The sequence below is a fragment of the Sulfurospirillum sp. E15m genome (genome assembly GCF_059415145.1).
The window spans coordinates 148,640-162,033 of the sequence record NZ_JCAHZS010000005.1 but is presented as its reverse complement, the minus strand read 5'-3'; the positions used below and the strand labels follow the sequence as shown (position 1 = coordinate 162,033).

12 protein-coding genes are annotated in these 13,394 nt (G+C 38.7%); all 12 read left to right on the top strand.

The window, feature by feature from the left end:
* Positions 1-208: 208 nt before the first annotated feature.
* Positions 209-865: a 4Fe-4S dicluster domain-containing protein gene (locus AC5SLP_RS08640; RefSeq protein WP_495254761.1), complete on the top strand. Its 657-nt coding sequence runs from the start codon at positions 209-211 to the stop codon at positions 863-865.
* A complete protein-coding gene (locus tag AC5SLP_RS08635) occupies positions 865-2,805 on the top strand; it encodes a proton-conducting transporter transmembrane domain-containing protein (protein ID WP_495254760.1) in 1,941 nt (646 codons plus the stop codon). The genes AC5SLP_RS08640 and AC5SLP_RS08635 overlap by 1 nt, the downstream gene beginning before the upstream one ends.
* Positions 2,806-2,817: 12 nt before the next feature.
* A complete protein-coding gene (locus AC5SLP_RS08630) occupies positions 2,818-3,744 on the top strand; it encodes a respiratory chain complex I subunit 1 family protein (protein ID WP_495254759.1) in 927 nt (308 codons plus the stop codon).
* 2 nt (positions 3,745-3,746) lie between these two features.
* Positions 3,747-4,400, top strand: coding sequence for a hydrogenase 4 membrane subunit (hyfE, locus tag AC5SLP_RS08625; RefSeq protein ID WP_495254758.1), 654 nt, complete (start codon positions 3,747-3,749; stop codon positions 4,398-4,400).
* 1 nt (position 4,401) lies between these two features.
* Positions 4,402-5,871: a hydrogenase 4 subunit F gene (locus AC5SLP_RS08620; RefSeq protein WP_495254757.1), complete on the top strand. Its 1,470-nt coding sequence runs from the start codon at positions 4,402-4,404 to the stop codon at positions 5,869-5,871.
* 8 nt (positions 5,872-5,879) lie between these two features.
* Positions 5,880-7,619: a hydrogenase large subunit gene (locus AC5SLP_RS08615; RefSeq protein ID WP_495254756.1), complete on the top strand. Its 1,740-nt coding sequence runs from the start codon at positions 5,880-5,882 to the stop codon at positions 7,617-7,619.
* Positions 7,616-8,155, top strand: a complete 540-nt coding sequence (locus AC5SLP_RS08610; RefSeq protein WP_495254755.1) for a formate hydrogenlyase complex iron-sulfur subunit — start codon at positions 7,616-7,618, stop codon at positions 8,153-8,155. Before AC5SLP_RS08615 ends, AC5SLP_RS08610 begins: the two co-directional genes overlap by 4 nt.
* Positions 8,152-8,973, top strand: coding sequence for an NADH-quinone oxidoreductase subunit B family protein (locus tag AC5SLP_RS08605; RefSeq protein ID WP_495254754.1), 822 nt, complete (start codon positions 8,152-8,154; stop codon positions 8,971-8,973). Before AC5SLP_RS08610 ends, AC5SLP_RS08605 begins: the two co-directional genes overlap by 4 nt.
* Positions 8,974-9,327, top strand: coding sequence for a formate hydrogenlyase maturation HycH family protein (locus tag AC5SLP_RS08600; protein ID WP_495254753.1), 354 nt, complete (start codon positions 8,974-8,976; stop codon positions 9,325-9,327).
* Positions 9,328-9,344: 17 nt separating this feature from the next.
* Positions 9,345-9,791, top strand: a complete 447-nt coding sequence (locus AC5SLP_RS08595) for a hydrogenase 3 maturation endopeptidase HyCI (protein WP_495254752.1) — start codon at positions 9,345-9,347, stop codon at positions 9,789-9,791.
* 228 nt (positions 9,792-10,019) lie between these two features.
* Positions 10,020-12,554, top strand: coding sequence for a glycosyltransferase family 2 protein (locus AC5SLP_RS08590; RefSeq protein ID WP_495254751.1), 2,535 nt, complete (start codon positions 10,020-10,022; stop codon positions 12,552-12,554).
* 180 nt (positions 12,555-12,734) lie between these two features.
* A complete protein-coding gene (locus AC5SLP_RS08585; protein WP_495254750.1) occupies positions 12,735-13,388 on the top strand; it encodes a response regulator transcription factor in 654 nt (217 codons plus the stop codon).
* Positions 13,389-13,394 lie beyond the last annotated feature (6 nt).

The window sequence follows — 13,394 nt, the reverse complement described above, 5'->3', positions numbered from 1 at the left end:
AATTTACGAATTCATTTTAAGAGTAAAAAGAGTAATTTTGAAAGAAACCATAAATTTTTAAACTATGCTATTCTCATGCTATAAATTTAATATATGATTCTAGGGTGAAAAGAGTGAATATCATAGTTAAGTCATTTAACGACGATATAATTCTTAAATTAATATGCTAGTTTATTAATTAAGTCAAACAAACCATAGAGGAAAGTCTATGTCTAAAGTTCATAAATTCGTTATTACCAACCCTACCCTATGCATTGCTTGCAACGCCTGTATGAAAACATGTGTCAAGCATGCCTACATGCGAGGCAAACTCTCTAAGAAAAGACTTGATGTCCTTACATTAGAGAGCGGGAAAATGCCTAATCAATGCCGCCAATGTGATGATGCGCCATGTGCGCATGTTTGTCCAACAGGTGCGCTTCGTGTTGCCAATTCTTGTGTTGAGCTTTGTGAAGAGATATGTATCGGATGTAAGCTCTGTACGATTGCTTGCCCTTATGGGGCAATTTATATTGATGCTGAATTTCCACCTTCAATCAAAGAGGAAGTGGAAAGAAATCTAGAAGCAGGTTGCATCAGTGGGCTAAAAAGTATCGCTATTAAATGTGATATGTGTGATGGTATCGAGAGTGGACCAGCTTGTGTAAGTGCATGCCCAACGGGCGCATTGGTGATGATTGATCCAGTGCTGGGCGAATGCAAATTTGGCAAAAAAGTTAAAGGAGACATGACGCCTTTTTTAAAGGCTGTTGTACCGGATGTTACCTTTGCCAATATTCCGCTTCCAGAGGTAAAAAAACCAAAAGAGCCAAAACCCGAGTCTTCTCCCTCTGATACGATAGAAACCAACAAAGAGGAAGCATAATGCAAACGATCTATATTTTGTTTTTTTTAACCGCACTTCTTTCACTTGCGCTCTATAAAAAACCTCTCCTGGCTCAAAAGATAGGATTTGGTTTGGCGAGCCTCATTTCGCTTTACGCAGCGATTTTTTTCTTTTCCAATTTGGGGAATATTTTAGTCTGGAAACTACCGGGAAATTTTATCAGTTTGCCTATTTTTAGACTAGACTCTTTAGGAATGTTTTTTAGCTTTTTGGTCAGTTTAATTGCTTTTGCAGTTTCGCTTTTTAGTTTTGATTATGCAAGATTTTATGAGAAAAAATCAAACTTAGCTGTTTTTGCTTCACTTTTTAACGCATTTATTCTCTCCATGCTTTTAGTCATTGCCAGCGATAATGTGTTTTCATTTATGCTTTTATGGGAACTTATGACGCTTATCTCTGCTCTTTTAATTTTGGTTAATGATGGTGAAGGTGCAGGGAAAAATGTTATGATTTATTTGGGAATTGCCCAAATTGGAGCTTTTTGTTTAATGGTAGCACTTTTAATCATGGCAAGTGCTGCAGGAACATTTGAGTTTAGTAAATTTGATAACCTCAATATCGGTTTTGGAATGAGTTTCACTCTTTTTACACTCCTACTTTTGGGTCTTGGTTCTAAAGCAGGTATGTTTCCATTTCATGTCTGGTTACCAATAGCTTACTGTCAATCCCCTTCAAATGCTTCGGCACTGATGAGTGGCGTTATGATAAAAGTGGCACTCTTTGCATTTATTAAATTTTCACTGCTTTTACCACAGTTTGCTCAATTTGGATACCTCCTTATCTTAATTGGAGCATTGAGTTGTATTTTTGGAATTATTTACGCACTCGTTTCCAACGACTACAAAGCGTCTATTGCATATAGTTCATGTGAAAATGTAGGGATTATCTTTTTAGGACTTGGCGGTGCTTTTTATGGGCTTGGAACCAATTCACCGATGATTGCATTACTTGGCTTTATCGCAGGATTTTTTCATATCTTAAATCACGCGGTTTTCAAATCGCTGCTGTTCATGCTAAGTGGCAATGTTTACACAGAAACTAAAACACGTAATATGGATATTCTCGGTGGACTTCATAAAAAAATGCCAATCACATCTATCATATTTTTCGTTACGGTATTGTCCATTTGTGCGTTGCCTCCACTCAATGGTTTTGCGAGTGAGTGGACAGTTTATAAAACAATGGTCATGGGTGGTATTGAAGAAGGTGCCATCTCTCGCTTCTTTTTTACTCTAGCGATCATAGCGCTTTCTATTACAGGAGCGATGGCTATTATGGCATTTTCCAAAGTATATGGTGCCATCTTTTTAGGCGTACCTCGTGATACTAAAAGCGTTGCAGAAGCTAAAGAGGTCTCATTTACGAGACTGTTGCCACTAGGAATACTTGCCAGTTTGTGTGTGGGAATTGGCTTGTTTATGAATCACGTTGTCGAGATGCTCTCTAAAATTGTTCTGACATTAATACCGCCAACAAGCATAAGTACGTACGGTTTTATCTCTATGCCTATTATCGTTATGGTCATGATTCTTTGTGCCATCATCCCATTTGTATTGCTCTATCTTCTCAAAGCAAACAATAAAGAAGTACGCATTACAGACCCATGGGCGTGTGGTTTTCTTTACAATAAAAACATGCAAATCGGTTCTAACTCTTTTACGGGCGATGTTAGAAAAGCTCTCAGTTTTCTTTTAAAACATGAACAAGAGATAAAACTAGATGGCTATTTTTCAAAAGTTGTTTATACACACAAAACACACGATTTCTTTTGGGAAAAACTTTATGCACCTGTCATTCGTCTTATCATGATTATTGCTGACAAGATTGGCGTCTTTCAAAATGGAAGAACCAATCTATATGCTGGGTATATCTTAGTTTATCTGTGTTTGATACTCATGTTTGGGTATTACTATCTATAAGGAGCGGGCAAAATGGATTTTTTATACTTACTATTACAACTGGTTTCAGCTATATTAGTTGCTCCCCTTTTTGATGGAATTTCAAGAAAGCTAAGAGCCAAATTTCAGTCAAGAATGGGACCAAGCATTTTTCAAACGTATTATGATATTTACAAATTACTCAAGAGAGGAAGAACAAAATCTCATAGTGCAAGTTATATTTATCAAATCTCGCCTTACTTATTATTTGTAAGTGCTGCGGCTATGTTTTGTGCTTTGCCCATTACGTACAGCACAAGTTCTGCTACTTTGTCACAGTTTTCGGATATCTTTGTTTTACTCTATTTAGGGGCATTGTTTCGATTTATTTTTATTGTGGCGGGTATCGATACGGCTAATCCATTTGCCGGTATCAGCTCTAGCAGGGAAGGTACCATCGGTTTTTATACAGAAGAAGTGGCTGTCATTTGTCTTGTAGTTGTTATGATGGGTACAGGAAGTACGAATTTACCGTTTATCTCATCTTTGGTACAGCATGGTAGTTACGGTTATGCTATCCCTTCTTTCGCTATCGCCTCTACGGCATTTTTATGGGTCATGTATGTTGAAACAGGGCGTAAACCTTATGACTTAGCAGAAGCTGAACAAGAGTTACAAGAGGGTGTTTTGGGTGAATTTTGTGGTAAAGATTTTGCGATTATTGATATTGCAATCTTACTGAAACAAATTACAGTACTAGGCTTTTTCCTAATCATTTTTATGCCATGGGGAGGTCTTGTTGATAATCCAATTTTATCGTTGATTATTTTCTTAGCAGAAGTAGGCTTTTTATATGTTATGGGTGTTTTTATCGATAACTTTGGACCAAGATTTACAATCAATAAAGGTATGAAACGAACGATGCTCTATGCGCTTGCAATTGCATGTACTTCGTTAGTACTCTATATCATGGGGATTTAACTATGGCAACTATCAATCTAATCGACATTATCGCCGTCTTGATGATGGGAACGAGTTTTGCGGTATTTAGTTTACGACAATACCGACATAGTATTCTAGCGTATGCCTTGCAAACGCTATTACTGGTCGCTATCTTTTTAGCATTGTATGTCAAATACGGCTCACATGAACTCCTCGTTTGGTCAATGACTGCTTTTGTTATCAAAGTGGTCTGTGTACCTCTATATCTTCTTAGATTAATTAAACAACTAGGGGTCGTCGTTGAAGATGAACCTGTGGGTGGTTTTTTTATTTCACCTGTCGTTGCGCTTAGCTTTTCACTTGCCGTTTCAATGATGTTGTATAAAGTTTTTATCCATTTTTCAATCTTTAAAGATGTCTTACCACTCTTTGCCGCTTCTTTTGTCTTTATGATGGGAATTTTCGGCTTTATTCTAAGAACATCCTTTTTAAAACAGATTCTCTCATATTGTCTGTTTGAAAATGGCATTCACCTTAGCCTTGCGCTTATGGCTTATACCTCTCACGAACTTGTGGAGGTTGGTATATTAACTGACGCAATTTTTGCTGTCATTATTATGAGTGTTTTAGCAAAACGATTTTACGCCTCTTATGAGAGTTTGAACACCTCTAAAGCGGTCAATTTAAAGGGATAACATGAATATTTTATCATTAATACTAATCATACCTTTTGTTTGCGGCGTGTTCATGTTTGTGATGCCATTGAATTTTAAGTTGTTACAAAAGCTCCATATTGTATTGAGCATTGCTGTTTCATCGGTTTTACTAACCGCTGTGAATCAAGTTGTTCATGGAGCCCAACTTTCCGTTTTTCATAACAATATCTTTTTAGATTCATTGGGTGCTATCTTTTTATCACTTATTGCGATTACTGGTTTATTAGTCAATATCTATGCAACAACCTATATGAAATGGGAAATGGAAGACGGCCATATCAGCCTAAAAGAAGTTAAAAACTATTTTGCACTTAGCTTTATTTTTACATGGACCATGAGTTTAAGCGTTGTGTGTAATAACATCGCTTTTATGTGGGCAGCTATTGAAGCAACAACACTGGCTTCAGTTTTTCTTGTTGCCGTTAAACGAGATAAAAAATCGACTGAAAGCGGTTACAAATATATTGTTTTATGTAGCATTGGCCTAGCATTTGCTCTTTATGCAACGATTTTACTCTACTCCGCTGCCAACGGTAAAATCGATGGTGAGGCAATGCTGTACACGAACTTGCTTGCTAATGCAGCCAGCCTAGACAGTATGGCTTTAAAACTTGTTTTTATCTTTGCTCTCATCGGTTTTGGAACCAAAGCGGGACTCGCGCCTACCCATACGTGGTTACCCGATGTTCACGCTGAAGGACCTGCCCCAACATCTGCCTTACTTTCTGGTGTGCTTTTAAAATGTGCCATGTTAGGACTCATTCGTTACTATGCGGTTGTTGCCAATGGTGTTGGCTTTGATTTTGTACAAACGGTTATGATCATCAGCGGCACATTAACCCTTTTTATCTCTGCCTTTTTCTTGATTCGACAACATAATGTCAAACGTATGTTTGCGTATCACTCCATTGCACACATGGGCGTTATTGCGTTTGGTTTAGGTGTGGGAGGAGCCATTGGACTTTTTGCAGCACTGTTTCACTGCGCAGCACACTCATTTACAAAAGCTTTGGCCTTTTGTTCAACAGGAAATATCGCCAAAATTTACGGGACGAAAGACATGACTAAGATGGGCGGGATGATACATATTGCACCACTAACGGCTGTTTTGTTTGGTATTGCCATTTGCTCCCTTGTCGGTGTTCCAGGCTTTGCTATTTTTGTAAGCGAATTTTTAATCTTTAAAGCAGCAGCGATTGACGGTAAATATATTTTGATGGGTATCTTTGCAGTTGCCTTAGCCATTATTTTTATTGCCGATTTCTCGCACTTCTTTTTAGCTTCATTTGGTAAAGTAGAAGGCAAAGTTGAGTACAACGGTGAAATGAAACTGAGTGAAAATTTACCACTCATTGCCTTAGCCATTTTGATTGTAAGTTTTGGTATTTGGCAGTTTGATTCGTTTGCGTTTCTCCTTAATGAGAGCGTTAATACCATAATGAAAAGATAGGACTCCTAATGAAATGTGATAAATTTGTAGAAGCTCTAGGAGCTAAAATTAAGATTTTAGAAGTAACAAGACAATGTGAAGATCAAGTCACCGTTTTGGTTGAACTGGGTGACCTTCCTGAAGCCGTTCGCTTCTTATATTATGATATGGGCGGATATCTCTCTACCATGATTCCTAATGACGAGAGAAGTCTCAATAAACATTACGCTCTTTATTATGCCCTTTCAATGGAAGGTGGCAAAATGTTTGAAGGCGATGAGATAGCGCAAGATGAGAAGTGCTTTGTCACTGTTAAAGTGCTTATCTCTCCGGATAGCCTTACCTATCCATCTGTGACACCTTTAGTCCCTGCATGTGTATGGTATGAACGAGAAGCGTTCGATATGTTTGGACTTGTGGCAGAAGGATTACCCGATAAAAGGCGTTTGGTGCTCAGTGATGATTGGCCAGAGGGACTCTTCCCATTGCGCAAAGATGCGATGGATTACCGCTACCGTCCGGATATGCGTGAACACTACAATGAACCCGAATATGAGTTCTTACGACCAGAGGGTTCAGGCATTATTGATGTTCCTCTTGGACCTTTACATGTAACGGCGGATGAGCCTGGTCACTTTAGACTTTTTTGTGACGGAGATACGATTGTTGATGCAGATTACAGACTTTTTTACCAACACAGAGGAATGGAAAAGCTGGCTGAAAACCGTATGAACTACGATCAAATGGGCTATTTAGCTGAACGTGTGTGTGGTATTTGTGGTTATGCCCATGCGATTGCGTGCATTGAAGCAGCAGAAAAAGCAATCAATTTAGAAATTCCAGCGCGTGCTCAAGCCATTCGTATTATCTGTTCCGAAATCGAACGTCTTCACAGCCATTTGCTCAATATTGGTCTTGCGTGTGAAGTAACCGGAAACTACAACGCTTTTATGCACATCTTTAGAATCCGTGAATATTCTATGAAACTTGCAGAACTTGTCACGGGTGGACGCAAAACCTATGGTAATGTTGTCATGGGTGGACTCAGACGCGATATGACAGGTCATGAAATCAAAGAGAGTTTACGTATCTTGCAAATCATTGATACGCAAGTCGATGAAGTGTGGGACGCAGTGATGGATGATCAACGCCAAATGAAGCGATGGAAAGGCGTAGGTGTACTTGACAAACAAGTCGCACGCGATTTTTCAGCCGTTGGTCCTAACATTAGAGGAAGTGGTATCAAACGCGATACACGATACGACCATCCGTATGATTTTTTCAAACAGATTGAATTTGAAGTAGCCGTTGTTCACGGAGGCGATGTTTTTGCAAGAGAAATGGTACGCTACATGGAGCTTAAAAGTTCCGTCTCTATCATTCGCCAATGTTTTGAGTTGATGCCACAAACAGCGATTATTATTGATCCAAAATTCCATGTGACCCCGGAGAACTACTCTTTAGCGTATGTCGAAGCCCCACGTGGAGAGAATGTTCACTGGATTATGCAAGGCAGTGCGCAAAAAGTCTATCGCTGGAGATGTAGAGCCGCTACTTACAATAACTGGCCTAGCCTTCGTTTCCAATTCCGTGGAAACACCATCGCGGATGCCGCACTTATCGTTTGTAGTTTAGATCCATGTTATTCGTGTACCGAGCGTGTAACGGTTGTCGATATTAACAGTAAAAAGAGTAAAATTTTGACAAATAATGATTTGAAAGAATTTTCTAAAACACTCAAAAATAGTCCGATGAAGGATTTAAGATGATGAAACTTCTTGATATTAGCAAAAAATACGGCGAAATTACCCATAAATACCCGTTTGAGCCTTACAAAGTTGCCGATAATTTTCGAGGAAAACCAGCGTATATTTATGAATTATGCATTGGCTGTGCAGCATGCGGTATCGCGTGCCCCTCTAATGCAATTACCGTTGCCTTTAATCATGATCAAAGTAAATTAATTTGGGAATTTGATTGTGGACGTTGTATCTTTTGTGGCAGATGTGATGAAGTCTGCCCCACAGGAGCGATTAGACTTAGTGAAGAGTTTGAACTCGCTGTCAAATTTGATAAAGAAGCGCTGATTCAACGAGGCGAGCTTGATAGTCAATATTGCACACAATGCCATAAACCCTTTGCAGCTAAGAGGCTGATTAAATATAGTTTTGAGCGTCTCAGCAAAGCTAACTTAGGCGAGAAAAGACTGGAAGAGTCAAAAAATTATCTTAGTCTTTGTCCAACATGCAAAAAAAATGCCACCGTATCTAATTTTACCGATGGCAAAGAGATGGTGATAGAATGAAAACATATGAAGTTCCTCAAAACATTGCAGATGCCAATTCATTAGAAGAAAAGCTTGAGTTACTCAAACATATTGGACGTAGTTTTAGCGTTTATCGTGTAGACTGTGGAAGTTGCAATGGCTGTGAAATTGAAATTTTTGCGGCTATTACACCGTTGTGGGACCCAGAGCGATTTGGATTTAAATTGGTTGCCAATCCGCGCCATGCTGATATTCTACTCTGTACAGGTCCTGTCACCAGACAAATGTATTATCCGTTATTGCGCGCTTATGAGGCAACGCCCGATCCTAAAATCGTTGTTGCCCTAGGAGCGTGTGGTGCAACCGGTGGTATTTTTTATGATGCGTACAGCGTCCTTAGCGGCATCGATAAAATCATTCCTGTCGATGTTTATATTCCAGGGTGTCCTCCTCATCCAGCCAGTATCATCTATGGTCTTACAACGGCTCTTGGTGTTATGGATCAAAGACTTCAAAAAGTAAGCTATGAACAAGATGATGAAATGCCACCGTTGGTTGAAGATTCCGTTCTTGGAAACACTCTTTTTGAAAGAGACTTACTCGTCCACTCTAAACGACTGATGAGTTATGTTTTTGGACGTAAACTTTACGATAAATACCTTGCAGCTCTCATAAAAAGTGGCAACATTAAAGACACAAAAGCAACAAAAGCTGCTATCTCTGAAGCCATGAAAATAGAAGAAGATCCTCGATATGCTGAATGTTTAGGTATCCTACACAACGAGATTTATACGCAATATGTTCCGTGTGAGGAAGAAGATAGAATCAGTCTTCATAGAGTTGAGTGGGGGCACTAAGTGGTAGAAGTTTATCAATTAACTAAAAAACATATTGACGGCGCAAAGTCTGGTAATGTCAAACTCGATCAGATTAAAATTTTCTCTACGTGTATAGGGCACGGCGTTGGCACAATTGATTTTAGTGAAAAAGTTTTAGAGATCGACGAGAAGGAATTTGAACAAATTTTGCACCATGGCGACGAGTATCTAAAATTTAAGATTGGAAACTTGAGTAAATATTTTGAAATAGAGATATTTCCAGAACATGCAGCGCAACTTTTTCCTCATATGATAGAATGCCCCTTTAAAGAAGTACTTAAAAACTTAAAAGAGGGGTACTTGGTTTTAAGAAAAGATTTTCAAAACTCATAGAGGAATAAGGGAGATTGATGAAAAAAGCGGTTCTGTGTATCGGCAATGAACTCAGAGGAGATGATGGCGTTGCCATTGCGGTGGGACGATTGGTTGAAGAACATTTACCCGAGTGGAGGGTTTTCTTTGGTTATGACACTCCTGAAAATGAGTTTGGGCATTTACGCGCATTTGAACCAGATATTATTGTCGTTGTTGATGCGATGAGCGGCTTTAAGGAAGATAAAATAGAATTTTTTGATCTCAGCGATGAACGCACCTATGTCTATTCCACGCACAATATTCCCACCCCTATTCTCATGAGTTGTCTCAGAGACATTTGCACAAAAACAATCTTTTTGGGCATTTGTGTTTTATTGGAAAATGTTTTGCATTTTAGTGAAGGCTTAAGTGAGTCAGCTCAAACTTCCGCGCAAAAAGCATTAGGAAAACTTAAAGAACTTGATGCCCTTTTAGATTCTTAATGACGCTATATCCACATCTTTATTGACAAGGATTGTCCATAATCCATTGTCGATAAAGGTGTTGAGAACATGCTCTTGTTGGTTATTTTTTCTCTCGTATAAAGCTTTTTTCCCTAACCTATTGCTACTTTATTAAACATGACAACGCTTTACATGTAATCCCTATGTACGATTGGATGTTTAAACAAACTTGTTGTACAATCACCTAATTTTTTTCGGAGCAAACGTTTGAAATACTTCAAATATATTCTACTCTCTATTGTCGTTACATCCCTTTTTCAAGTTCTCTTATGGACAAGAGGCGGCGATAAAATTGTTACATCCCCTCAAATTGGCGAAAAAGTTGATTCTCTCTCTTATACTCCGTATAAAGGGTTTGATAAAGCGCCTAAAAGCAACCAAGAGATTGAACAAGATATGAAAATCATTGCGAGTATCTCTCGTAAAGTCAGAACATATGCTATTGCTGACGCCCAAAGAGTTTTGGAAAACATTAAAGACACCAAGCTCAAAGTTGATGTAGGGTTATGGCTCTCAACCGATAAGAGTGCCAATGAGTCAGAAATAGAAACACTCTTTGAACTCACAAAACTGTATTATCCAAAAATTTCTTCTATCATTGTAGGCAATGAGGTTTTACTTCGTGCGGATTTAACACCTGAAGAATTGATGGAGTATATCGATAGAGTTTCCAAGCGAACACGTATTCCTGTTACCACCGCTGAAGTTCAGCACGTTTGGCTGACCAACAAAGAACTCGCCAAACACGTTGATTTTATTTGTGTGCATATTCTTCCGTATTGGGAAAAAATTCCTATTGAAAAAACATTGGCATTTACGAAAGAAAAGTACGATGCTATTGCTAAAATGTATCCAAGAAAGCCCATTACCATCGGGGAGTTTGGTTGGCCAAGTAGTGGGTACAACAATGAAAAAGCTGAAGCCACACTCAGCAATCAAATTGCGGCAATTACGGGCTTTTTGGAGATGGCAAAGCAAGAAAAATGGAGCTATAACATTGTTGAAGCATTTGATCAACCGTGGAAAGGGGTTCATGAAGGTAGCGTAGGTCCTTATTGGGGACTTTTCGATACCAACAAACAACCGAAATTTCATTTTATTAAGCAAACCATTGTCAATCCATTATGGCGATACCAAATGGCGGCATCTGTCTTTTTTGGAATTCTTTTGACCTACTTTGGTTTACGTAATCAACGCGTCAATCTCGCACACTCTATGACCTATGCCGCAGCAGCACAAGCCATGGGTTTTGGTATCGCAATGGCAGCAACATACCCATTTATCTACTATATGAACTTTGGTATGTGGGTTATGTGGGTTATGGGTATCATTTTGATGATTCCACTGGTCATTATTACATTGGCAAAAATTAACGAGCTTTTTAAATGTACCCTTGGCATTGCACCTGCTCGTCTTGCGCCATTGCATCTTAAATTAGAACACGCTCCTTTTGTCTCCATTCACGTGCCAGCCTACAAAGAGCAACCGCATGTTTTGATTGAAACACTCGATGCGCTCTCAAAAATGAAGTACACCAATTATGAAGTCTTAGTCGTTATTAACAACACGCCTGAAGAGTTTTATTGGAAGCCGATTGAAGAGCACTGTGCCAAATTGGGTGATAAATTTATCTTTTTAAACATTACATGTAAAGGTTTTAAAGCAGGCGCACTCAATGAAGCCCTTAAATTTACCAATGAAAAAGCAGAGATTTTAGCGGTCATTGATGCGGATTATGTGGTCAGTGAAGATTGGCTGATTGATCTTGTGCCGCTTTTTGATGATCCAAAAGTCGCTCTTGTACAAGCCCCTCAAGATCACCGTGATGGCAATGAGTCTTTAATTAAGCAAGCCATGAATGCAGAATATGCAGGCTTTTTCGATATCGGCATGGTTGAACGCAATGAAGAAAATGCCATCGTAGCACACGGTACCATGCTCATGACCCGTCTTTCTGCGATGCATGAAGTCGGTGATTGGACGACGTACACGATTGTTGAAGATTCTGAACTGGGGCTTCGTCTATTTGAAGCGGGTTATACGGCGCATTATACCAACCGACGTTATGGATGGGGATTATTACCCGATACGGTAGAAGCATTTCGAACACAACGCCATCGCTGGGCGTATGGAGCGATTCAAATTCTCAAACGTCACTGGCGCCATTTTATGCCTTCATCCACAACGCTCACCCGATACCAAAAATATCACTTTGTGGCAGGCTGGTTTTTCTGGCTTTCCGATGCCTTTGGCGCGATGACAGCTTTTTTAAATATTTTTTGGGTGCCGTTTATTATTTTTGTAGGGGTAACCATCCCAACGCTTCCTTTGACATTGCCAATTGTAGTTGCGTTCTTGGTCAATATCTTGCATGCATTCATTTTATACCATACCCGTGTTAAAATGGGTATCAAAGAGACTGTTTTAAGTGCCATTGCATCTATGAGTTTGCAGTTGGTCATTTTTAAAGCCGTATACGATGGTTTTGTCAAAGACGGGTTACCTTTTAAACGTACTGAAAAAGGCGGTAACACCAAAAAGGTCAATAAAAACCCTATTCGCCATGAGATGATTTTGGCGGGACTTTTAACGCTTTCGTTCTTTGCATTGTATTTTACAAACTTCACACGTATTACAGAAATTTATGTTTTTGCCTTCACTCTTTTAATTCAAAGTATCCCTTATTACTCTGCTATTATCCTTCGTATCATCGAACTTCAATCTCTCAAACCTAAGAAGTAGTGGTCTTTTCCACTCCTTCTTTAGGAAAAGTGTGTAAAAAAAGATATGCCTAAAAAGCATATTTTTGTTTTAACATTTTTTTTTGACTCTCTGTTTTAATCGGTTTATAATAATTATGTCCTTGGGGTTTTATACTCACGAAACAAGGATAAATTTATCATTATAAACGAGAACGTAGCAATGAAAATTTTACTGCTTGAGGATGATATTTTACTGAATAGTGCTATCACTCAGTATTTAACATCCATTGGACACGCTATCACACCCGTACGAGATGGAGACGTTTGTTTACATGTACTCCAAGAGAACTTTTTTGACCTTCTCATTTTAGATATCAATGTTCCTAATGTGGATGGTTTAAGCATCGTGCGAAAACTGCATGCCATTAAAAAAATGGCTCCTGTTATTTTTATCTCTGCACTCACTGACATTGAAGACATCTCCAATGCCTTTGAGTTAGGCTGTTTTGACTACCTTAAAAAACCATTCCACCTAAAAGAATTAGGACTTCGAATCAATAAGATTACGCAACCACAAACTGTGACAGTACGTCATAAAAGACTCTCTCCTTGTTATAGTTTTAATTCAGAAACAATGGCACTCTATTTTAATAACGAACCCCAAGTTCTCTCAAAACGACAACTTAAAATCATCAATTTTTTAGCTCGTAATAAAGGACTTGTTTGCAGTTATGAAATGTTTATGGATGATGTCTGGGATGACATAGAAGTCGATGTACCCACTATTCGAGCCGAAATTAATCGCTTAAAAAATGTTTTAAAAGAAGACTTGATTGTCAATGTTAGAGGGATGGGATATACCGTTAGAAGATAGAATTAT

Excerpts from the sequence above, each read along its gene's own strand:
- AC5SLP_RS08640 (WP_495254761.1), top strand. The coding sequence starts at position 209 with ATGTCTAAAGTTCATAAATTCGTTATTACCAACCCTACCCTATGCATT.
- AC5SLP_RS08635 (WP_495254760.1), top strand. The coding sequence starts at position 865 with ATGCAAACGATCTATATTTTGTTTTTTTTAACCGCACTTCTTTCACTT.
- AC5SLP_RS08630 (WP_495254759.1), top strand. The coding sequence starts at position 2,818 with ATGGATTTTTTATACTTACTATTACAACTGGTTTCAGCTATATTAGTT.
- hyfE (WP_495254758.1), top strand. The coding sequence starts at position 3,747 with ATGGCAACTATCAATCTAATCGACATTATCGCCGTCTTGATGATGGGA.
- AC5SLP_RS08620 (WP_495254757.1), top strand. The coding sequence starts at position 4,402 with ATGAATATTTTATCATTAATACTAATCATACCTTTTGTTTGCGGCGTG.
- AC5SLP_RS08615 (WP_495254756.1), top strand. The coding sequence starts at position 5,880 with ATGAAATGTGATAAATTTGTAGAAGCTCTAGGAGCTAAAATTAAGATT.
- AC5SLP_RS08610 (WP_495254755.1), top strand. The coding sequence starts at position 7,616 with ATGATGAAACTTCTTGATATTAGCAAAAAATACGGCGAAATTACCCAT.
- AC5SLP_RS08605 (WP_495254754.1), top strand. The coding sequence starts at position 8,152 with ATGAAAACATATGAAGTTCCTCAAAACATTGCAGATGCCAATTCATTA.
- AC5SLP_RS08595 (WP_495254752.1), top strand. The coding sequence starts at position 9,345 with ATGAAAAAAGCGGTTCTGTGTATCGGCAATGAACTCAGAGGAGATGAT.
- AC5SLP_RS08585 (WP_495254750.1), top strand. The coding sequence starts at position 12,735 with ATGAAAATTTTACTGCTTGAGGATGATATTTTACTGAATAGTGCTATC.